The organism is Streptomyces sp. NPDC086080 (assembly GCF_044540255.1).
Lineage (GTDB): Bacteria > Actinomycetota > Actinomycetes > Streptomycetales > Streptomycetaceae > Streptomyces.
In genome coordinates, this window is record NZ_JBITRU010000030.1 from 46,594 (window position 1) to 66,469 (window position 19,876).

The window sequence follows — 19,876 nt, forward strand, 5'->3', positions numbered from 1 at the left end:
GGTTCCGTTCGAGGTTGTGGACCTTCAGGAGTACGGGTGCTTCCTTCGCGGCGCCTGTGATCGCGTGGGACAGCGGTACGACCAGTTGGGCCTGGGGTCGTAGCAAGGTGGTTTCGGGTGATTACGACGGTGACGGCAGGGCTGATGTCGGTGTGCTCTATGACCTGGGGCAGGGCGAGAGTGGGTTCCGTTCGAGGTTGTGGACCTTCAGGAGTACGGGTGCTTCCTTCGCGGCGCCTGTGATGGCCTGGGACAGCGCCGGTACCACCAGTTGGGCCTGGGAGCTCAGCAAGGTGGCGTCCGGTGACCACAACAGTGACGGCAAGGCTGACATCGCCGTCTGGTACGAGTCCAGTCCTGCCGCTGACGGCCGCACCCGCCACGCCCTGTGGAACTTCACCAACGCCGGGGACGGTATGACCGCTCCCCACCGCGACTGGTACAGCGTCCCGCAGTAACCGCGTACAAGCCCTGACACAGATTCTGACAGGCCCTCTGCCCGGTGCACGTACCCGTGTGCCGGGCAGAGGCGTCACCATGAGCACCCGCGCCGACAGAATCGTTCAGCCGGGGCGCGAGTGCCCCTCGGTCACGCGATGTGGTCCGCTTCCATCTCCGCCATGTGGCGCGCCTGGAAGCGCTCCGCGAGGGCCTTCAGCTCGCTCGGGCTCAGGAGTGTGCCGTAGGTCGCCTCGATGTTGTCGCCGAGGACCCGGGGGGTCGGATAGCTGCCGTCTATCGACTGACGGAACACCTGGTAGTACGCCTCCTCGTCCGGTTCGTCGGCGAGGGTGCCGCCGCCCTCACCGAGCTCACGGGTGCGGCCGCCGGGGACCACCGGGATGGGGAAGCTGCCGGTCTCCTCCGGAGAGGGCTCCTGGAGCGGCGGCTCCTCCTGGTACTGGTCCTGGTACTGCTCGGCCTGCTGCTGTTCCGCGTACCAGCGGGCGTACTCCGCGTCGGGGTCGTAGGTGGGGTCGTAGCCGCCGCTGTACTCGACGGTCCTGGGGTCGCGGGCCTGGAGCCACTGGTTCTGGTCCTCGGCGGGGTCTTCCGGGAACCCGGGGTGGTGGTTGCCCGCGAGTTCCGGGCGCTGCTCGCGGTGAGGTGCCGCCGCGCCCACCGCTGCCACCCCGGCGGCACGACCGCCCGCGGCCGGGCCGGCGCCGCCCGCGGTCACCTCGGGGAGGTTGCCCGCGGTCACCGCCGCGATGTCGGGGGCCGGTGGTATCAGCGCCGGTTCTATGCCCGCCGCCGCCAGGCCCGCCGGGGCCGTGTCGGCCAGGGGGACGCCGTACTTGGCGAGGCGGAGCGGCATCAGGGACTCGACCGGGGCCTTGCGGCGCCAGGCGCGGCCGTAGCGGGAGCGCAGCCGGGCCTGGTAGACCAGCCGCTCCTGCTCCAGCTTGATCACCTGCTCGTAGGAACGCAGCTCCCACAGCTTCATCCTGCGCCACAGCAGGAACGTCGGAAGCGGCGACAGCATCCAGCGGGTGAGCCGGACACCCTCCATGTGCTTGTCGGCGGTGATGTCCGCGATCCGGCCGACCGCGTGCCGGGCCGCCTCCACCGAGACGACGAACAGGACGGGGATCACGCTGTGCATCCCCACACCGAGCGGATCCGGCCAGGCCGCCGCGCCGTTGAAGGCGATCGTCGCGGCCGTCAGCAGCCACGCCGTCTGCCGCAGCAGCGGGAAGGGGATGCGGATCCAGGTCAGCAGCAGGTCCAGCGCCAGCAGGACGCAGATACCGGCGTCGATGCCGATCGGGAAGACGTAACTGAAGTTCCCGAAGCCCTTTTGCAGGGCCAGTTCACGGACCGCGGCGTACGAACCCGCGAAGCCGATGCCGGCGATGATCACGGCTCCGGCGACGACCACACCGATGAGAACCCGGTGCGTCCGTGTCAGCTGAATGGGCGCGGCCACCCGTACTCCCCTCTCCGTGCGTGTTGTTGCGCGCAACAGAGTGGCACATGTGTGCGGGGAACGGGTGGCCGGTTCTGATTCGGCGGGCTCAGCTCTTGTCGGAAGCGGGCTTCGACGCGGCCGCGGACGGCTTCGCCGACGCCGGAGCGGACGCCGGAGCGGACGGCGAACCGCTCGCCGCGCCCGTGCCGTTGGCCTTCGTCACCGAGAGCACCGCCTCCCTGGCCGCCTTCTTCGCGTCCTTCAGCAGGTCGTCGGCGTCCGGCGTCTTGTCCCCGGCCAGACCGGCGCCGTTGTAGTCGAGCGTGACGACCACGTTCTCGACGCGGGCCACGATCGTCTGCTGCTTGAAGGTCCCTTCCTTCTTCTTCAGGTCGTAACTCACCGCCGTCGCCTCGTCACCGGTCCCGGTGAGCGGCTCCGCCCCGGTGCCCTTCGCGCCCACGGTCGCCCGGGCGTCCCGCACCTGCTTGGCGTAGTACTCCCTGGCCAGCTTGTCGCCCGCGCCCCGCGTGGTGTCGGAGTCGAAGCGCAGCAGCGACACGTTCAGCCAACGGAACTGCGAGCCCTTCACCCCGTTGTTGTCCAGACTGCTCCAGGAACAGCTGGCGCGGGTGGAGACATCGTCCGAGCCGCCCTGCTTGCCCGATTTGGCCTTCGGGGCCAGGTCCTCCAGGGTCTTCTTCGACAGCACCCCGCACGCCTCGGGCAGCGTCCTGTACGCCGCCGCCTGCACGGTCGGGGACGGGTTCGCCGACGCCGAGGCGGAGGCGCCGTCCCCCTTGCCCTTGCCGTCGTCGGAGCCGGAGTCCGAGGAGCAGCCGGCGGCGATCAGCATCACCGGGACGACGGCCGCGCAGACAAGGACGCGGGTGAGTCGCTTCGCTCGCTCGGGCTGGTCTCGCTGTGCTCGTCGCTGCATGGTTCCTTCACTCATGACGCTCGTGTTCCCTGCGGTCGGATCGGGTCCGAGGGGTCACGGTACGCGCTGAGTCACCCGTGCGGTCTTCCTTCGGGTGCTTTGCGAAGGCGAGTGAAGGGGCCGTGAAAGGGCCTCAGCCGCCCAGGGAATCAGCCAGCTCGGCGGCCAGTTTCCGGGCCCTGTCCTGCATTTCCTTGCTGTCGGGGACGGCCCCGACGGTCATCGGCTGCTCCGCGTACTCGACGGTCACGATCACATTGGACGTGCGGAACGCCACAGTCACCGTGCGCTGCTGGGCGGTCGAACCGGCGCTGTCGAGCGCGTCGTCGAGGAACGCCTCGTCGCCGAGTTCCTCCAGGACGCGGGGCTGGAGGTCCGCGGGGGCGGAGGGCGAGCCGGAGACCGATGCGGTGGAGGAACCGGCCGGGGAGGTGGCCGGGGAGGTGGACGGGGGCGAACCGGGGCCCGGGGCAGCCCCGGTGGACGGCGGCGCGGAGTCCGTCGACGTCACGACCGGCTCGGGGACCTCCGCCTCCGACCGCTTCGTCGCGAAGAGTTCCTCGGCCCGGGCGTCGTCGCTGACGGCGTTGTCGTAGGAGACGACCCGCTCGAAGTCGATCAGCAGGTGGTCGGTGGCCAGGGCCGACTCCACCTTCCAACGGCAGCCCACCTTGCGGTCGGTGTCGTAAGTGAGCGTCGCCTCACCCGCGTACGCCGTCTCGCGCTTGCCCTCGTCGGTCATCTCCCCGATGCCGGGCAGGAGTTCGTCGAGCGTCCTGCCGTCGACCACGCCGCAGGGCTCGGGCAGTGTGGCGTATCTGCCGGGCTGGGCCGCCTGGGTTGCCGTAGCGGCGCTTCCCGGGCCCGAGTCGTCCGCCTGGCCGCCGTCGTCCGGGCTGCCGGTGCAGCCGGTCAGCACGGCCGCCAGGAGCGCGGCGACGCCGGGTACGTACGCCCTCCGCTGCACGGCCGGGCTCCTCTCGACGGTGGGTGCGGGCCGGCGCCCGCCGGGCCTTCCCAGTGTCCCCGCTGGTTAATCGCTTGCCGCAGGGGGGCGCCCTTCGCAGACAATGTGTATCGCACGCACTGCCGTGGACGCCGGTCCGTCATCCCTTTTAGCCGACCTTGGCACCGGTATTGCGATTCAGGACTTCTGTTGCTTTCCCGGGGGAATGAGGGTGTTATGTCGTACGTGGAAGTGCCGGGCGCGAAGGTGCCGATCCGGATGTGGGCCGACCCGGCGACGGTGGAGGAGGGCGCGCTCCAGCAGTTGCGGAACGTGGCGACGCTGCCGTGGATCAAGGGCCTGGCCGTGATGCCGGACGTGCACTACGGGAAGGGCGCGACGGTCGGCTCGGTCATCGCGATGCACGGTGCGGTGTGCCCGGCGGCGGTGGGTGTCGACATCGGCTGCGGGATGTCGGCCGTGAAGACGTCCCTGACGGCGAACGACCTCCCGGGCGACCTCTCGCGGCTGCGGTCGAAGATCGAGCAGGCGATCCCGGTGGGCCGGGGCATGCACGACGATCCGGTCGAGCCGGGCCGCTTCCACGGGCTGGCGACGGCGGGGTGGGACGACTTCTGGGGGCGGTTCGGCGGGGTGGCGGACGCGGTCAAGTTCCGTCAGGAACGCGCCACGAAGCAGATGGGAACGCTCGGATCCGGCAATCATTTCATAGAGGTTTGTGTCGATACGTTGGACTCTGTCTGGCTGATGCTGCACTCCGGTTCCCGGAACATCGGCAAGGAACTCGCCGACCACCACATCGGTGTGGCCCAGAAGCTGCCGCACAACCAGAACCTGGTCGACCGTGACCTCGCTGTCTTCGTGTCGGACACCCCGCAGATGGCGGCGTACCGCAACGACCTGTTCTGGGCGCAGGAGTACGCGAAGTACAACCGCTCGATCATGATGGCGCTTCTGAAGGACGTGGTCCGCAAGGAGTTCAAGAAGGCCAAGCCGGTCTTCGAGCCGGAGATCAGCGCGCACCACAACTACGTGGCCGAGGAGCGCTATGACGGTATGGACCTGCTGGTGACCCGTAAGGGAGCGATCCGGGCGGGCTCCGGGGACTACGGGATCATCCCCGGGTCCATGGGCACGGGTTCGTACATCGTCAAAGGTCTCGGGAACGCCAAGTCCTTCAACTCGGCGTCGCACGGCGCCGGTCGGCGGATGAGCCGCAACGCGGCGAAGCGGCGCTTCTCGACGAAGGACCTGGAGGAGCAGACCCGGGGCGTGGAGTGCCGTAAGGACTCCGGCGTCGTGGACGAGATCCCGGGCGCGTACAAGCCGATCGAACAGGTCATCGACCAGCAGCGGGACCTCGTGGAGGTCGTCGCGAAGCTGAAGCAGGTCGTCTGCGTGAAGGGCTGACGCGGCGGCGGTGGCGGAGACGGCCAGGAGAGCGGGCCCCGGGACGGGGTCCGCTCCTCCGCGTGAGCCGTCGCGGCTGTCAGGGCTCCCGGTGGACCTTGGTGTTCGAGGCCTGGGCGCGGGGGCGGACGACCAGCAGGTCGATGTTGACGTGGGGCGGGCGGGTGACCGCCCAGGTGATGGTGTCGGCCACGTCGTCCGCCGTGAGCGGGTCCGGTACGCCCTGGTAGACCTTTTCGGCCTTCTCCGTGTCGCCGCCGAAGCGGGTGAGGGCGAACTCCTCCGTCCTGACCATGCCGGGCGCGATCTCGATGACGCGCACCGGGCGGCCGACGATCTCCAGGCGGAGGGTCTCGGCGAGGACGTGGGCTCCGTGCTTGGCGGCCACGTAGCCGGCGCCGCCCTCGTAGGTGGAGTGGGCGGCGGTGGAGGAGACGACCACGACCGTGCCGTCGCCGCTCGCGTCCAGCTTGGGGAGCAGGGCCTGGGTGAGGTGGAGGGTGCCGAGGACGTTGGTCTCGTACATGGTGCGCCAGTCGTCCGGGTCGCCGGTGGCGACCGGGTCGAGGCCGAGCGCCCCGCCGGCGTTGTTGACGAGGACGCCGACGGTCCTGAAGGCGGTGGCGAACTCGTCGACGGCCGCGCGGTCGGTGACGTCGAGGGGATAGGCCGTGGCCTGGTGGCCGGCGGCGGTGATCTCCTCGGCGAGGGCCTCGATGCGGTCCTTGCGGCGGGCGGTGAGGACGACGCGGTATCCGGCCCCGGCGAGCCGGCGTGCGGTGGCGGCGCCGATCCCGCTGCTCGCGCCCGTGACGATGGCGATACGGGACGCGGCGGGCGGTGCGGCGGTGGGCATGGAGCTGCTCCTCGGGCGGTCGGGGCGGGGCCCGGCCAGCATATGCGGGGGAATAGGCCGGGGCGGAGGGTCGTTCCAGGGGTATAGTTGAAGCGTCAACAATCTGGAGGGTGACCGCCATGCAGTTCGGGATCTTCAGCGTCGGGGATGTCACTCCCGACCCGACCACGGGGCGTACGCCGACCGAGCGTGAGCGGATCAAGGCCATGGTCGCCATCGCGCTGAAGGCCGAGGAGGTGGGCCTGGACGTCTTCGCGACCGGTGAGCACCACAACCCGCCGTTCGTGCCGTCCTCGCCGACCACCATGCTCGGCTACATCGCGGCCCGCACCGAGCGGCTGGTCCTCTCCACCTCGACGACCCTGATCACCACCAACGACCCGGTGAAGATCGCCGAGGACTTCGCGATGCTCCAGCACCTGGCCGACGGCCGGACGGACCTGATGATGGGGCGAGGGAACACCGGCCCGGTCTATCCCTGGTTCGGCAAGGACATCCGTCAGGGCATCAACCTCGCCGTCGAGAACTACGCCCTCCTGCACCGGCTGTGGCGCGAGGACGTCATCGACTGGGAGGGGAAGTTCCGCACCCCGCTGCAGGGCTTCACCTCCACGCCCCGCCCGCTGGACGGCGTGCCGCCATTCGTCTGGCACGGCTCCATCCGCTCGCCGGAGATCGCCGAGCAGGCCGCCTACTACGGTGACGGCTTCTTCCACAACAACATCTTCTGGCCGGCCGACCACACCAGGCGCATGGTCGAGCTGTACCGCAACCGCTACGCCCACTACGGGCACGGCACGCCCGAGCAGGCGATCGTCGGCCTGGGCGGCCAGGTGTTCATGCGGAAGAACTCGCAGGACGCGGTGCGCGAGTTCCGCCCCTACTTCGACGTCGCCCCGGTCTACGGGCACGGGCCGTCGCTGGAGGAGTTCACCGCGCAGACCCCGCTGACCGTGGGCTCCCCGCAGCAGGTCATCGAGAAGACACTGGCGTTCCGCGACTACGCCGGTGACTACCAGCGCCAGCTGTTCCTGATGGACCACGCGGGCCTGCCGCTCAAGACCGTGCTGGAGCAGCTCGACCTGCTCGGCGAGGAGGTCGTCCCGGTGCTGCGCGAGGAGTTCGCCAAGAACCGTCCGGCGAACGTGCCGGACGCGCCGACCCACGGTTCGCTGCTGGCCCGCGTCAAGGCCGGGGAAGGTGCACAGGTATGAAGCTCGTCGTCGTATCGGCCGGGCTGAGCGTCCCGTCCTCCACCCGGCTGCTCGGCGACCGCCTGGCCGCCGCGGCCACCGGGCAGGCCCCGGCCGACGTTCAGGTGATCGAGCTGCGCGACCTCGCCGTCGAGATCGCGCACACCTTCACCCACGGCTTCCCGGGCCGGGCGCTGTCCGACGCGTTCGACGCGGTGTCGGGGGCGGACGGGCTGATCGTGGTCACGCCGGTCGTGCCGGAGGCGCGCCTCGATGACGTCTCGGCGTCGTACAGCGGGCTGTTCAAGTCGTTCTTCGACGCGCTCGGCGTCACCGACCCCGACGTCCTCGCCGGGAAGCCGGTGCTGATCGCCGCGACCGGCGGTACGGCGCGGCACTCGCTGGTGCTTGACCACGCCCTGCGCCCGCTCTTCTCCTACCTCAGGGCCGTCGTCGTCCCGACCGGGGTCTACGCCGCCTCCGAGGACTGGGGCGCCGAGGGTCTTGACGGGCGTATCGAGCGGGCAGCCGGGGAGCTGGCGGCGCTGGTGTCGGGACTGTCCACCGTCCGTCCGCAGCCCCGGCGGGACTCGTTCGAGGAGGTCACACCCTTCGAGGAGCGGCTGGCGGCGCTGCGGCCCGCCGGGTGAGATACGGGTAAGAAGCGGGTCCCGCCCCCGTCCACCGGAGCCGGGGGACGGCAGTGGTTGGCACACTGGGCGCGTGCCGCACACCGTTCTGCTCGCCGAAGACGACCGCGCCATCCGCAACGCGCTGGAGCGCGCCCTGACCCTGGAGGGCTACCGGGTCACGGCCGTCGCCGACGGTGTCGAGGCCCTCGCGCAGGCCCACCGCAGCCGGCCCGACGTCCTGGTCCTCGACGTCATGATGCCCGGCCTCGACGGGCTCCAGGTGTGCCGGGTGCTGCGCGCCGAGGGCGACCGCACACCGGTGCTGATACTGACGGCGCTGGTGGAGACCGCCGACCGGATCGCGGGACTGGACGCGGGCGCCGACGACTACGTCGTCAAGCCGTTCGACGTCGAGGAGGTCTTCGCCCGGCTGCGCGCCCTGCTGCGCCGTGCGGCCCCCGTGGAGCCGGTGCCGGCCCCCGTGCCCGTGCCGGAGCGGGCCCCGGATCCCTCGGGGCGGTTCGTGGAGGCGGCCGGGCTGCGGATGGACCCGCGGGCGCGCCGGGCCTGGCGGGGCGAGCGGGAGCTGGAACTGACCCGCACCGAGTTCGAGCTGCTGGAACTGCTGATCCGCAACGCCGGCGTCGTCCTGGAACACGCCACCATCTACGACCGTATCTGGGGCTACGACTTCGGCCCCGGTTCCAAGAATCTCGCCGTCTACGTCGGCTATCTGCGCCGCAAGCTCGACGAGCCCGGTGCGCCGCAGCTGATCCACACGGTGCGCGGGGTGGGTTACGTGCTGAGGGCGGAGTGACGGAGTGACCGCGGGCGGTGCGCGCGGGGCGGGGTCGGTTCCGCGCCGGCGGATGCGGCTGCTGTCGCTGGGGACCACGTTCGCGGTGGCGTTCGCGGCGGTCACCGCCACGGTCACCGTACTGGTCGGCATCCTGTCGTACAGCGCGGCCGCCCGGCTGGTGCGGGTGGACCAGCAGTCCGTGTTCGACGAGGTCGTGCAGGATCTGCGGAGTGAGGTCCGGGAGAACCGGATGGCACCGCTCGACTTCTCCTCCGCCGCGCCCGGCCACGACCTGGTGCGGCCCGCGCGGACCGACGTCCAGGTGCTCGGGCCGGACGGCAGCGTCTTCGACCCGGGCGATCCGGGGCTGCCGGTGGTGGACTCCGACCGCCGGATCGCCGGGGCCACCACGGCGGGACGGGTGGTCGTGCACGCGGGCGTCGACGTCGGCGACGACGTGTACCGCGTCGCGACCGTCTCACTGGGCGGTGAGCGGGGCGCGGTGCAGGTCGCGCAGGAGTTCAGCGACACCGAGGACCTACTGCGGGCGCTTCAGCGGCGCACGCTGATCCTGATGGCGGCGGTGGTGGTCGGCGCCGGGCTGTTCGGCTGGTGGCTGGCCCGGCGCATCACCCGCCGCCTGGTGGTCCTCACCAACGCCGCCGAGGTCGTCGCGCGCACCCGGCGGCTCGGCGTCCCGGTGCCCGTCGCCGGCAACGACGAGGTGGGGCGCCTGGGCCGCGCCTTCGACCGGATGCTGGGCAGGCTCGCCCAGTCCGAGGAGGACCAGCGGCGGCTGGTGCAGGACGCCGGGCACGAACTGCGTACGCCGCTCACCTCGCTGCGGACCAACATCTCGCTGCTGCGCCGCATCGACGAGCTGCCGCCCGGCACCCGTGAGGAACTCGTCGCCGATCTCACCCAGGAGGCTCGCGAACTGACCGACCTCGTCAACGAGCTGGTCGAGCTGGCGGCCGGGCAGTCCGACACCGAGCCGCCGCAGCGGGTCGACCTCGCGGACATCGCGGGCGACGTGGCGGGACTGGCCCGGCGGCGCACCGGACGGGAGATCGTGGTCCGCGTGAGCGGTGACACCACGACCGACGGGCGGCCGGGGATGCTGACGCGGGCGCTGTCCAACCTCGTGGAGAACGCGGTCAAGTTCGACCGGGGCGGGCGCTCACCGGTGGAGATCCGGGTATCGGGGCCGGCGCGTCCGGGGACGGTGCGGGTGGAGGTGCGGGACCGGGGGCCGGGGATCGCCGACGACGATCTGATCCGCGTCTTCGACCGTTTCTACCGGGCCGCGGACGCGCGGTCCCTGCCGGGGTCGGGGCTGGGTCTGTCCATCGTGCGGGAGGTCGCGCTGGCCCATGGTGGGGCGCCGTACGCCTTCCGGCGGGAGGGCGGGGGGACGGTGACCGGGTTCACGGTGGGGGGTGGTCCGTAGGTGGGGGCGGGTCGGTCCGCCGGCCGTTGGCTTGACCCGCTTGTCCTGCCGTGGGGCGGCGTCCTGTGGTCCTGTGGTCCTGTGGTCCTGTGGTCCTGCGGTCCTGCGGTCCTGCGGTCCCGTGAGTCTGACCTCGGAGGCCGGGGGACGCTGAGCGGGGGGTGTCTGCGCGGCCCGGCGCTAGCGGGGTGCCGTCGCGCCCACCCGTGCCGCCCTGCGGCACGACTGCCCGCGGAGGGCGGAGGGCGGAGGGCGGGGAGCGGGCACGTCCTGCTGCGGGAGACGGCGTGGACGCTGGTGCCGCGGGCCGTCGGCGCGAAGTGAGGGGCGGATCACTTCTGGCGTTCCGCGCGGGGAGCTGACCCGGAAATCCCCGTCATGGGAGACTCGGGCCCGTGATCATCGAACGTGCGTACGCACACGCGGGCTCGTACGACGCGGGGGAGTGGCCCTGGTCGGTCCCCTGTGTGCGCGAACTCCTGGGCGACGGACTGCGCTTCACCGCCCCGGTGACCTTCGTCGTCGGTGAGAACGGATCGGGCAAGTCCACCCTGGTCGAGGCTCTCGCCGAGGGCTTCGGCCTGGACCCCTGGGGCGGCTCCCACGAGTGGCGCTACGCGAGCCATCGCGCCAAGTCCGTCCTCGGTGAACGCGTCCGCTTCGACGCGGCGCCCGGCGGTCGCCGGATGCTCACCTCCTGGTCCGCCCGCCAGGGCTTCTTCCTGCGCGCCGAAACGGCTCTCGACGCCCTCGGCCGGGAGGGTCTCGACCCCGACGCGCGCAGTCACGGCGAGGGCTTCCTCGCGGCGTTCCGCGGCAAGTTCCTGCGGCCCGGCCTGTATGTCCTGGACGAGCCGGAGGCGGCCCTGTCCTTCTCCTCCTGCCTGGAACTGCTCGGTCACATCGACCAGTTGACCGGAGCGGGGGCGCAGGTGATCTGTGCCACACACTCCCCGCTGCTGACCGCGCTGCCCGGCGCGGACATCATCGAGGTCGGTGAGCACGGCATGCGCCGCACCACCTGGCAGGACCTCGCCCTGGTCGACCACTGGCGCCGCTACCTCGCCGACCCGGGCGCGTATCTGCGGCACGTGCTGGAGTGACGCCCGCGCGTGCGGGTCCGCCGGTTTCCGTTATCCGGCCCGGGGCGATGGCTCTCCTTCTGTGAACAGGGGCCGGGACAGGGCCGTACGGACCGGACGAGGACCGAGAAGGAGCGTGGACGAGCATGGCAGCGAGCGGCGGACCCGGCAGGGGGACGGTCGAGGCGGCACAGCGCGGCGACATGCGTGCCCAGGACGAACTCGTCTCCGCGTACCTTCCGTTGGTCTACAACATCGTGGGCCGGGCCCTGAACGGGCACCCCGACGTCGACGACGTGGTGCAGGAGACCATGCTCCGCGCCCTCGCCGCGCTGGGCTCGCTGAGGGACCCCGACGGATTCCGGTCCTGGCTGGTCGCCATCACCATGAACCAGCTCCGCCACCACTGGCGCGATCACCGTACGGCTCCGGCCGGTTCGGCGCTGCACGACGCCTACGACGTCGCCGACCCGGGTGCCGACTTCGTGGATCTGACGATCGTACGGCTCGGGTTGGAGGGGCAGCGGCGGGAGGCCGCCGCTGCCACCCGCTGGCTGGACCCCGACGACCAGGCGCTGCTGTCGCTGTGGTGGCTGGAGGCGGCGGGTGAGCTGACCCGGGCGGAGGTGGCGGCCGCGCTGGAGCTGTCACCGCAGCACACGGCCGTGCGCGTGCAGCGGATGAAGGCGCAGCTGGAGACGGCCCGGCTGGTGGTGCGGGCGCTGGCCGCCCATCCCCGCTGCGTGCTCCTCGACGACGTGGTCGCGTCCTGGGACGCGGTTCCCTCCGCGCTGTGGCGCAAGCGCATCGCCCGCCACGTCCGGGACTGCACGGTCTGCGCGGGCTTCGAGTCGGGCCTGGTTCCGGCGGAGGGCCTGCTGGTCGGCCTGGGCCTGGTCCCGGTGGGCGCGAGCCTGCTCGCGGCGTCCGCCCTGTTCACCGTCTTCGGCGCCGGAACGGCGGACGCGACGGGTTCCCTCGCCGGGATGGCGACGGGACCGGGCACGGGGCCGGGTACGGGACTGGGCACGGGGCCGGGTACGGCGTTCGGTCCGGGCGGCCCCGGGGTGATGCCCGCGGAGCCGATGTGGCCGACGGGGCCCGGGCAGGTGCCCGCGGGCCAGGGCGGGACGGGGGACGTCGCGGGCGGTGCGCATGCGGGCGCCGGCCCGGGTGGTGCGTCGCCCGCTGGCGCCGGAGGGGCGTGGGCGGACCAGTGCGGTGCGCACGACCGTTCCAGCGGGGCGGCGGACGACCGGGCAGCCGCGTACCAGGACGGCGCGGGACCGGCGCGGACCGCCGATTCCCCCACCGGGAGCCCCGAGCCGGACCCCGTGGTGGGCCACCGTACGAGCCTCCGCGCGCGCAGCCGGCAGCGCAAGCGGCGTGGCAGGACCGTCGCGGCCGTGGCCGCCGCGCTGCTGATCGGCGGGGGCACGATATCCGGGATAGCCATCCTCACCCCGGACGGAGACGCGGACCGGGTGCGGGCGGCGTCCGAGAGCGGACCGGAGTCCGCCGTGCCCACCCCCGGGGCCGCCACCCCGTCCGCCGAAGCCTCCTCCGCGTCACCCTCCGCCTCGCCCTCCCCTTCGGCCGGCGCGGCCGGCAGGAAGCCGAAGCCCTCCGCCACGCCCCGTCCGGAGAAGTCCGAGGCGAAGTCCGCTCCCGCACGCACCACGGCCCCCGCGAAACCGCCGGCGCAGCCGGAGCCGGACGAGCCGGACGAGCCGGCCGCGCCCCCGGCCGGTGGCCCCGCCGCCCAGGTTCTCGCTCTCACCAACACGGAGCGTTCCAAGGCCGGTTGCGGCTCCGTGACGCTGGACGACCGGCTGGCCAAAGCGGCCCAGCTGCACAGCGAGGACATGTCCGCCAACAACTACTTCTCCCACACCGGCCAGAACGGCAGCAGCTTCGTGGACCGGGCCAAGGCACAGGGCCACCCGAGCCCGGGCGCCGAGAACATAGCCCAGGGCCAGAGCTCCGCCGCGAGCGTCATGGACGCCTGGATGAACTCCGAGGGCCACCGCGCGAACATCCTCAACTGCTCGCTCAAGACACTCGGTGTCGGTGTGACCGAGAACGACTGGACGTGGACGCAGGTGTTCGGCTTCTGATCCGCTGAGCGTCGTCAGCCGGCGGTGTCCGGTGTCCGGTGTCAGCCGTCAGTTGGCGGTGTCCGGCTGCCCGCCCGTGGCTTCCCAGACGAAGCCGTCCGGGTCGGTGAACGGGCCGACGGGGCTGGCGACGGCGAGCCGGTGCGGCCCCGTGCCGTCGGCGTCGACGCCCGCCACCTTCGCGAGGGCGCGGCGCTTGTACAGCGACAGCTTGACGGTGTCCGGGGCGGTGGTGAACTCGACGTACTTGCCGCCGAAGCTCTTGCCCACGGTCAGGCCCCGCTCGACGTAGAACTGCTTACTGGCCTTGACGTCCTCGACACCCAGCAGGAGCACGATCTCGTCGATGTCCCGGGTGGCGGGTCCGGTGTCCTTCTTCGACGAGGTCGCGAGCTGCCAGACCGTGCCGTCCGGCGCCCGGACCACACCGCCGTAGCCCCACAGCGACTTCGCCGGGGGCTTCAGAGAGTCGGCTCCGGCGTCGAGGGCGGCGGCGTGGAGCGCGTCGACGTCGCCCGGCTGGGACACCACGAGGGAGAGCGTGAAACCGCGGAAGCCGGTCGTGGAGGTCTCGGCGCCGCGCACGCGCACCCGCGCCGGGTCCAGTGCGAAGGCGTCGGAGTAGAAGCGTGCGGCGGCCGTGGGGTCGGCCACCTCCAGGGTCACGGAGTCGATGGAGTTCATGCCTTCGACGGTAGGGGCGGACCGGCCGCCGACGCTTCTCGAAAACTGACCGGTCCTCCGGCCGGCCGCCGCCGGTCAGTGACCGCCGGTGAGCTCGCCGCTGAGCGTCCTGTGGATCCGTGCGCTGGGTTCGTTCAGCCCGACGATCTCCACGCTCTTGCCGTGCCGGGCGTACTTGGTCTCGATGGCGTCCAGCGCGGCCACGGACGAGGCGTCCCAGATGTGGGCGGCCGACAGGTCGATGACGACCGCGTCGGGGTCCGTGCCGTACGCGAACTGCCCGACCAGATCGTTGGAGGAGGCGAAGAACAGCTCGCCCGTGACCCGGTAGACGACCGTGCTGCCGTCGGGGTCGGTGACGGCGGTGACCTCGGCGAGGTGCGCGACCCGCTTGGCGAAGACCACCATCGCGGTGACCGAGCCGACGACGACACCGATCGCGAGGTTGTGGGTGGCGACCACGCACACGACCGTGACCACCATGACGGTGATCTCCCCGGCCGGCATCCGGCGGAGTGTCCTCGGGGCGACGGAGTGCCAGTCGAACGTGGCGAACGACACCATGATCATGACCGCGACCAGCGCCGCCATCGGAATGTCCGAGACGACCGGCCCGAAGACGATGCACAGCACCATCAGGAACGCGCCCGCCAGGAACGTCGACAGCCGCGTACGGGCCCCGGACACCCGCACGTTGATCATCGTCTGGCCGATCATGGCGCAGCCGCCCATACCGCCGAAGAAGCCGGTGACGATGTTCGCGACGCCCTGGCCGACGGACTCGCGGGTCTTGGAGGAGTGGGTGTCGGTGATCTCGTCGACCAGCTTGGCCGTCATCAGCGACTCCATCAGCCCGACCAGGGCCATGGCGAGCGCGTACGGCGCGATGGTGGTGAGCGTGTCGAGGGTGAACGGCACGTCCGGCAGCCCCGGCACCGGCAGCGAGGACGGCAGCTCACCCTTGTCGCCGACGGTCGGCACGGCGATCCCGGCCGCGATCGTGACGACGGTGAGGATCACGATGGACACCAGCGGCGCCGGGACCACGGTGGTGACCCTCGGAAAGAGGACCATCAGCGCCAGTCCGGCGGCGAGCAGGGGATAGACGGGCCACGGCACGTCCGTCATCTCCGGCACCTGCGCCATGAAGATGAGAATGGCCAGGGAGTTCACGAAACCGACCATCACGCTGCGCGGCACGAACCGCATGAGCCTGGCCACCCCGAGCGCGCCGAGGACGATCTGGAACACACCGGCGAGGATGACGGCCGCGACCAGGTAACCGAAGCCGTGCTCACGGTTCAGCGGTGCGATGACCAGGGCGACGGCGCCGGTGGCCGCGGAGATCATGGCCCGGCGGCCGCCGACGACCGCGATGGTCACGGCCATGGTGAACGAGGCGAACAGACCGACCGCCGGATCGACCCCGGCGATGATCGAGAACGAGATCGCCTCGGGAATCAGCGCCAGCGCGACCACGAGACCGGCCAGCACCTCGGTGCGCAGCACCTTCGGATCGGAGAGCCAGGACGGACGCCGGGAGCCGCGCAGCCAGGAGGACGGGGACAGAGCAGCGGAGAGGGACAAGACGAGGGAACCTGTCGGGCTCGGGCACACCCGGCATCGGCGCGGGCGCGCGGGAGGACATGCGGAGGACAAGGGGGGAGGGCGCGAAGGGCCTGGGCGGAACGGGCGGGCCCCGGGTCAGTGGGGGACGGCGGGGCCACGTGCGACCGCGCCGGACGCCGCCGGGAGGCGAAGGGTCACGGCGGGCAGACAGCGGCGCCGGGCATCGCGGACATGCGCACGCTCTCTCCTGCGGACAACGGTCTTCGCCGGGGGCTTCGTCGGCCCCGACACGACTGACCCGGTCAACTCTACCTTCGTGCTCCGTCCCGGTGCGGTCGCTGCCGACCGGAGGCCGGGGGGCGGAATCCCGATCCGCCTGTGTCGGACCGCGCCCGGACGCGAGGATGAGGCGCCATGACTGCTGGGTGGTGCTCCCGCACGGTACGGGCCGCGGTGTTCGCGGCCGTCCGTGTGCTGCTCGCCGCCCTGGGCCACGTCATGATGTCCGGCAGCGACGTGCCCGCGTGGACGCCGGGCGCCGGTGCCGCCGCCACGGGAACCGTCGGCTGGTGCCTGGCCGGCCGGGAACGCGGGCTCCCCGCGGACCGCCTGGACGCCGGCCGCCCGGAGCGGGGACACGGACGCGGGCGAGCACTTCGTACGCGCCCTGCACCGTGACGTCCTGCGCTACGTCACCCACCTCTGCGGCGACCTCCAGGCCGTGGACGACCTCGCCCAGGACACCTTCCTGCGCGCACTCGGCAGCCTGCACCGGTTCGAGGGCCGCTCCTCCGCCCGCGTCCGGCTGCTGTCCATCGCCCGCCGCGCCGTCGTCGACAGCTCCCGGTACAGCGCCGTCCGGCCCCGGCTCTCCGAGGCGCCGAACTGGCAGGCCGCCGTCGAGCGGTCCCAGCCGAGCGGCCTGCCCGGCTTGGACGACGGCGTCGTCCTGCCTGGACCTGCCGGCCGCACTGCCGGAGGAGCGACGGGAGGCGTTCGTCCTCACCCAGCTGGCCGGCCTGCCCTACGCGGAGGCGGCCGCGCTCAGCGACTGCCCGGTGGGCACGGTCCGCTCCCGCGTGGCCCGTGCCCGGGCGGCCCTGCTGGAGCTGCTGGAGGAGGCGGAGCGACTGCCGCCCGTCCGCGCGGCTCCCGGGCCGCGCCGGTCAGCTCCTCTGGGCGCTCCACGAGCATCCCCACCGCCGCTTCGGCGAGCTGCGCCGGCTGCTTCCGGGAATCACCGAGAAGGTGCTCGCCTCCCATCTGCGCGAGCTGGAAGCGGACCGCGTCGTGCGCCGCGTCTCCTACGACGAGGTGCCGCCCCGCGTCGAGTACTCGCTGACCGAGGACGGTAAGCGCCTCAACGACGCACTCGAACCCCTGGCCGCCTGGGGACGCGAACGGCCGAACGGCTAGGGAGCGCGCCGCCGCACATGGGCTGCCGCGCCGACGGCATCCGGGTCGTCCCGCGATCGTCTGCCGCCGTCCGCGGGGCTCAGCCCAGGTCACGGCCCCGGGCTGAGACGGCGGCGGCACCGCGCGGGTCAGTGGTAGGCGTGGACGACGGCGTGACCCCTGCCCCGGCCGATCATCCACTTGTTGACCGGAGCGGTGATCACGAACGCCACGGCGAAGCCGCCGAGCAGCGCGTACCAGAACAGTCCGTCGGACAGGTGCGCGTCCATCGCTCCCGGGGTCAGCGCGATGATCGCGTTGTCGACCAGTTCCATCACCGCGATGGAGACGGTGTCGGCGGCCAGCGCGACCTTGACCGCCGTCTTCAGGGACACTCCGGCGCGTACCACCGCGAAGAGCGTGAAGGAGTAGCCGAAGACGAAGGCGAGGGTGATGGCCAGGGCCATTGTCGGTACGTTGCCCCACATCAGGGCGGTGCCGATGACCATGCCGAGGATCTCGCCGATGGCGCACCCGGTCAGGCAGTGCAGCGTCGCCTTCGCTGCCGTCGCCCAGCTCGCGCCGTGCGCCTGACCGCCGTGGTCGCGGCCGGCCGCGTGCGCCGTGTGGTCGTGCGCCGTACCGGATGGGCCGTGTGCGGTACCGGAGTGGTGCGTGCCGTGGTCCATGCCCCTCATCCCCAATCGACGTGCCGCGAGTACCCGTATGGCCTCAGACGCCAAACCATATACCCCCTGGGGGTATTCCCGCGAGGTGAGAGTGCCCTGCTCGGGACGCCGTGGCCCGTCGGTCCGGTCGGCGGCGTACAGGGGTCAGGAGGCGCCCGGGGTCACCAGGCCGGATTCGTAGGCGAGGACCACGAGCTGGGCACGGTCGCGGGCGTGGAGCTTGGCCATGGCCCGGTTGATGTGGGTCTTCGCGGTCAAGGGGCTGATGACCAGGCGGGCGGCGATCTCGTCGTTGGACAGGCCGTGCGCGGCCAGGGCGACCGCCTCGCGTTCGCGGCCGGTCAGCTCCTCCAGCCCGTTCCCGGCGCGGGCTCGCGGCGGCGGATGGGTGACGTACCGGTCGATGAGCCGGCGGGTGATGGCGGGTGCGAGCAGGGCGTCGCCCCGGGCGGCGACGCGTACGGCGTGCAGGAAGTCCTCCGGCAGGATGTCCTTGACGAGGAAGCCGGCGGCGCCGGCGCGCAGCGCCTGGAAGACGTACTCGTCCATGCCGTAGTTGGTCAGCACGACGACATGCACGCCGGTCAGGGCCGGGTCCGCGGCGATGCGCCGGGTCGCCTCGATGCCGTCCATGACGGGCATCCGGATGTCGACCAGAGCGACGTCGGGCAGTTCCTCCCTGACGAGCGCCAGGCCCTCCCGGCCGTCGGCGGCCTCGGCCACCACCTCGATGTCGTCCTCGAGGTCGAGCAGCGCGCGGAAGCCGCTGCGGATGAGCGGCTGGTCGTCGACCAGCAGGACCCGGATCACGGGGCTCCGTTCGTGGGGAGGTCCGCCTGGACGGTGAAGCCACCGGTGCCGAGCGGTCCCGTGCGCAGCCGGCCGCCCAGGGCCGTGACCCGTTCGCGCATGCCGAGCAGACCGAGACCCGGGGTCGGCGCGGGGGTCTGGGCGGCCCTGCCGTTGTCGTCGACGCGGATGGCGAGAGCGTCCGTCCGGTAGTGGATGACCACCGAGGCGGTCGTCGCCGCGGCGTGCCGGGCGACGTTGGTCAGTGACTCCTGGACGATCCGGTAGGCGGTACGGCTCACCGCGGTCGGCACGGAGTGCGGATGGCCCTCGATCACCAGCGTCGTCTCCAGGCCGGCCGTCCCGAATCGCTTCACCAGGCCGGGGATGTGGTCGAGTCCGTGCGGCGGGGCGGTGCCGTCGTCGCGCAGCGCCTCCAGGGTGGCGCGCAGCTCCCGGCTCGCCTCCCGGCCGGCCTCCTGGATCGCCAGCAGGGCATCCGGTACCCGCTCGCCCCGGCGCCGGGCCACGTGGACCGCGACCTCCGACTGCACCTTGATGACCGAGATCTGGTGGGTGAGCGAGTCGTGCAGCTCCCGCGCGATGCGCAGCCGCTCCTCGTCGGCCCGCCGCCGCGCGGTCTCCTCGCGGGTGCGCTCGGCCTCCTCCGCCCGCCGCTCGGCCTGCCGCACCGCTTCCCCGGCGGCGAACGCGGCGATCAGCCAGGCGATCTCGAGCGTGTTCCGGGCCTGCCCCAGGGCCTCGCCCGCGGGCCCCTCCCCGGACACCAGGGCGACGAGGGGGAGTACGACCAGCAGGCCCGCGGAGCCGGCCAGTGCGACGGTGCGGTGCCCGGTGCGCACCGCGCCGTGGACCGCGACGAGGTAGGAGACGGCGAGCACGTCGAAGCCGGCCGCCAGGTGGCCCACCGCGCACAGCCCGGTGACCGCCAGGACCACGCGCGGCGCCCGGCGGCGCGCGGCCAGCACCAGTCCGCCGGCCGCCAGCAGCACCGAGCCGAGCAGTTCGCGGCCCCCGGCCGGGTGCGGCCCGGACAGTCCACCGCCCAGCAGCAACGCCGCCACACCCGCGGCGATCGCCCAGTCGCCGACGCCGGCCGGAACAGCGAACCGCCGTCCTGTGTCCATGGGGGCACCGTAGCCGGATGCGGTGGCGGGCGGATCGAGCTGAGGGACGAACGCCCGGCTACCGCGTACGCGGTACCTCCGGGCCGTCTGCCGCGTCCGCGGTATGCGCGTCCCGCCGCGGTGGCAGCGGAAAGTGACCGCGCCTGCCGGACGACCGGCCGGGGGTCCGGCCCGCATGCTCGGGACACATCGAACGTGCGTTGATTGCGCGCCGATCGCGCGCCGATCGCGCGATCGGCGACGG

18 protein-coding genes and 2 pseudogenes are annotated in these 19,876 nt (G+C 72.1%); 11 read left to right on the plus strand and 9 right to left on the minus strand.

The genetic code is table 11. The annotated features are described in order from the left end of the window. The first annotated feature begins 242 nt into the window (after positions 1 to 242). The gene (locus tag ACIF9R_RS29070; RefSeq protein WP_399985352.1) at positions 243 to 458 is read left to right on the plus strand and encodes a hypothetical protein; all 216 of its coding nucleotides are present in this window, start codon (positions 243 to 245) and stop codon (positions 456 to 458) included. Between the two features lie 131 nt (positions 459 to 589). Here the strand turns inward: ACIF9R_RS29070 and ACIF9R_RS29075 are convergent, their stop codons facing one another. The 3 genes from ACIF9R_RS29075 to ACIF9R_RS29085 form a co-directional block, all read right to left on the minus strand. Further along, a complete protein-coding gene (locus ACIF9R_RS29075) occupies positions 590 to 1,930 on the minus strand; it encodes a DUF2637 domain-containing protein (RefSeq protein ID WP_399985353.1) in 1,341 nt (446 codons plus the stop codon). An 88-nt stretch (positions 1,931 to 2,018) separates the two neighbouring features. Further along, the gene (locus tag ACIF9R_RS29080) at positions 2,019 to 2,867 is read right to left on the minus strand and encodes a DUF3558 family protein (protein WP_399985354.1); all 849 of its coding nucleotides are present in this window, start codon (positions 2,865 to 2,867) and stop codon (positions 2,019 to 2,021) included. Positions 2,868 to 2,985: 118 nt separating this feature from the next. Further along, complete coding sequence (locus ACIF9R_RS29085) at positions 2,986 to 3,819, minus strand: DUF3558 domain-containing protein (RefSeq protein ID WP_399985355.1); 834 nt, start codon at positions 3,817 to 3,819, stop codon at positions 2,986 to 2,988. A 216-nt stretch (positions 3,820 to 4,035) separates the two neighbouring features. Here ACIF9R_RS29085 and ACIF9R_RS29090 point away from each other — a divergent pair, with 216 nt between their 5' ends. After that, the gene (locus ACIF9R_RS29090) at positions 4,036 to 5,229 is read left to right on the plus strand and encodes an RtcB family protein (protein WP_399985356.1); all 1,194 of its coding nucleotides are present in this window, start codon (positions 4,036 to 4,038) and stop codon (positions 5,227 to 5,229) included. A 79-nt stretch (positions 5,230 to 5,308) separates the two neighbouring features. Here the strand turns inward: ACIF9R_RS29090 and ACIF9R_RS29095 are convergent, their stop codons facing one another. Next, the gene (locus tag ACIF9R_RS29095; RefSeq protein WP_399985357.1) at positions 5,309 to 6,085 is read right to left on the minus strand and encodes an SDR family NAD(P)-dependent oxidoreductase; all 777 of its coding nucleotides are present in this window, start codon (positions 6,083 to 6,085) and stop codon (positions 5,309 to 5,311) included. Positions 6,086 to 6,204: 119 nt separating this feature from the next. Between ACIF9R_RS29095 and ACIF9R_RS29100 the strand changes: the two genes are divergently transcribed. From ACIF9R_RS29100 to ACIF9R_RS29125, 6 genes are all read left to right on the plus strand, one after another. Beyond that, on the plus strand, positions 6,205 to 7,299 hold the full coding sequence (locus ACIF9R_RS29100) for an LLM class flavin-dependent oxidoreductase (RefSeq protein ID WP_399985418.1): 1,095 nt from the start codon (positions 6,205 to 6,207) through the stop codon (positions 7,297 to 7,299). Continuing rightward, positions 7,296 to 7,928, plus strand: coding sequence for an FMN reductase (locus ACIF9R_RS29105; RefSeq protein ID WP_399985358.1), 633 nt, complete (start codon positions 7,296 to 7,298; stop codon positions 7,926 to 7,928). The genes ACIF9R_RS29100 and ACIF9R_RS29105 overlap by 4 nt, the downstream gene beginning before the upstream one ends. A 73-nt stretch (positions 7,929 to 8,001) precedes the next feature. After that, positions 8,002 to 8,727 (plus strand): response regulator transcription factor, encoded by a 726-nt coding sequence (locus tag ACIF9R_RS29110; RefSeq protein ID WP_399985359.1) that lies wholly within the window; start codon positions 8,002 to 8,004, stop codon positions 8,725 to 8,727. Between the two features lie 52 nt (positions 8,728 to 8,779). After that, a complete protein-coding gene (locus ACIF9R_RS29115; RefSeq protein ID WP_399985419.1) occupies positions 8,780 to 10,159 on the plus strand; it encodes an ATP-binding protein in 1,380 nt (459 codons plus the stop codon). A 395-nt stretch (positions 10,160 to 10,554) separates the two neighbouring features. Further along, positions 10,555 to 11,262 carry an AAA family ATPase gene (locus ACIF9R_RS29120; RefSeq protein WP_399985360.1) on the plus strand — a complete coding sequence of 236 codons (708 nt, stop codon included), beginning with the start codon at positions 10,555 to 10,557 and terminating at the stop codon, positions 11,260 to 11,262. Between the two features lie 125 nt (positions 11,263 to 11,387). After that, positions 11,388 to 13,358: a sigma-70 family RNA polymerase sigma factor gene (locus ACIF9R_RS29125; protein WP_399985361.1), complete on the plus strand. Its 1,971-nt coding sequence runs from the start codon at positions 11,388 to 11,390 to the stop codon at positions 13,356 to 13,358. A 48-nt stretch (positions 13,359 to 13,406) separates the two neighbouring features. On the opposite strand, the gene ACIF9R_RS29130 is transcribed toward ACIF9R_RS29125, so the two are convergent. Both ACIF9R_RS29130 and ACIF9R_RS29135 read right to left on the minus strand, forming a co-directional pair. Continuing rightward, a complete protein-coding gene (locus ACIF9R_RS29130) occupies positions 13,407 to 14,042 on the minus strand; it encodes a glyoxalase (RefSeq protein ID WP_399985362.1) in 636 nt (211 codons plus the stop codon). A gap of 75 nt (positions 14,043 to 14,117) precedes the next feature. Further along, the gene (locus ACIF9R_RS29135; protein WP_399985420.1) at positions 14,118 to 15,611 is read right to left on the minus strand and encodes a SulP family inorganic anion transporter; all 1,494 of its coding nucleotides are present in this window, start codon (positions 15,609 to 15,611) and stop codon (positions 14,118 to 14,120) included. 414 nt (positions 15,612 to 16,025) lie between these two features. On the opposite strand from ACIF9R_RS29135, the pseudogene ACIF9R_RS29140 reads away from it, so the two are divergent. From ACIF9R_RS29140 to ACIF9R_RS29150, 3 genes and pseudogenes are all read left to right on the plus strand, one after another. Beyond that, positions 16,026 to 16,211, plus strand: a pseudogene (locus ACIF9R_RS29140) (hypothetical protein); the annotation flags it as partial. After that, positions 16,153 to 16,762, plus strand: a pseudogene (locus tag ACIF9R_RS29145) (sigma-70 family RNA polymerase sigma factor); the annotation flags it as partial. The pseudogenes ACIF9R_RS29140 and ACIF9R_RS29145, both read left to right, overlap by 59 nt. Then, on the plus strand, positions 16,698 to 17,027 hold the full coding sequence (locus ACIF9R_RS29150) for a winged helix-turn-helix transcriptional regulator (protein WP_399985363.1): 330 nt from the start codon (positions 16,698 to 16,700) through the stop codon (positions 17,025 to 17,027). The pseudogene ACIF9R_RS29145 and the gene ACIF9R_RS29150, both read left to right, overlap by 65 nt. A gap of 128 nt (positions 17,028 to 17,155) precedes the next feature. Here the strand turns inward: ACIF9R_RS29150 and ACIF9R_RS29155 are convergent, their stop codons facing one another. The 3 genes from ACIF9R_RS29155 to ACIF9R_RS29165 form a co-directional block, all read right to left on the minus strand. Beyond that, positions 17,156 to 17,695 (minus strand): DUF4396 domain-containing protein, encoded by a 540-nt coding sequence (locus tag ACIF9R_RS29155; RefSeq protein WP_399985364.1) that lies wholly within the window; start codon positions 17,693 to 17,695, stop codon positions 17,156 to 17,158. A 144-nt stretch (positions 17,696 to 17,839) separates the two neighbouring features. Further along, a complete protein-coding gene (locus ACIF9R_RS29160) occupies positions 17,840 to 18,505 on the minus strand; it encodes a response regulator (RefSeq protein ID WP_399985365.1) in 666 nt (221 codons plus the stop codon). Continuing rightward, positions 18,502 to 19,632, minus strand: a complete 1,131-nt coding sequence (locus ACIF9R_RS29165; protein ID WP_399985366.1) for a sensor histidine kinase — start codon at positions 19,630 to 19,632, stop codon at positions 18,502 to 18,504. Before ACIF9R_RS29165 ends, ACIF9R_RS29160 begins: the two co-directional genes overlap by 4 nt. Positions 19,633 to 19,876: the final 244 nt, after the last annotated feature.

What these genes read in the sequence shown, in the direction of transcription:
- ACIF9R_RS29070 (WP_399985352.1), top strand. Translation starts at nt 243, where the DNA reads ATGGCCTGGGACAGCGCCGGTACCACCAGTTGGGCCTGGGAGCTCAGC.
- ACIF9R_RS29080 (WP_399985354.1), bottom strand. Translation starts at nt 2,867, where the DNA reads ATGAGTGAAGGAACCATGCAGCGACGAGCACAGCGAGACCAGCCCGAG.
- ACIF9R_RS29090 (WP_399985356.1), top strand. Translation starts at nt 4,036, where the DNA reads ATGTCGTACGTGGAAGTGCCGGGCGCGAAGGTGCCGATCCGGATGTGG.
- ACIF9R_RS29095 (WP_399985357.1), bottom strand. Translation starts at nt 6,085, where the DNA reads ATGCCCACCGCCGCACCGCCCGCCGCGTCCCGTATCGCCATCGTCACG.
- ACIF9R_RS29100 (WP_399985418.1), top strand. Translation starts at nt 6,205, where the DNA reads ATGCAGTTCGGGATCTTCAGCGTCGGGGATGTCACTCCCGACCCGACC.
- ACIF9R_RS29105 (WP_399985358.1), top strand. Translation starts at nt 7,296, where the DNA reads ATGAAGCTCGTCGTCGTATCGGCCGGGCTGAGCGTCCCGTCCTCCACC.
- ACIF9R_RS29115 (WP_399985419.1), top strand. Translation starts at nt 8,780, where the DNA reads ATGCGGCTGCTGTCGCTGGGGACCACGTTCGCGGTGGCGTTCGCGGCG.
- ACIF9R_RS29125 (WP_399985361.1), top strand. Translation starts at nt 11,388, where the DNA reads ATGGCAGCGAGCGGCGGACCCGGCAGGGGGACGGTCGAGGCGGCACAG.
- ACIF9R_RS29130 (WP_399985362.1), bottom strand. Translation starts at nt 14,042, where the DNA reads ATGAACTCCATCGACTCCGTGACCCTGGAGGTGGCCGACCCCACGGCC.
- ACIF9R_RS29155 (WP_399985364.1), bottom strand. Translation starts at nt 17,695, where the DNA reads ATGGACCACGGCACGCACCACTCCGGTACCGCACACGGCCCATCCGGT.
- ACIF9R_RS29165 (WP_399985366.1), bottom strand. Translation starts at nt 19,632, where the DNA reads ATGGACACAGGACGGCGGTTCGCTGTTCCGGCCGGCGTCGGCGACTGG.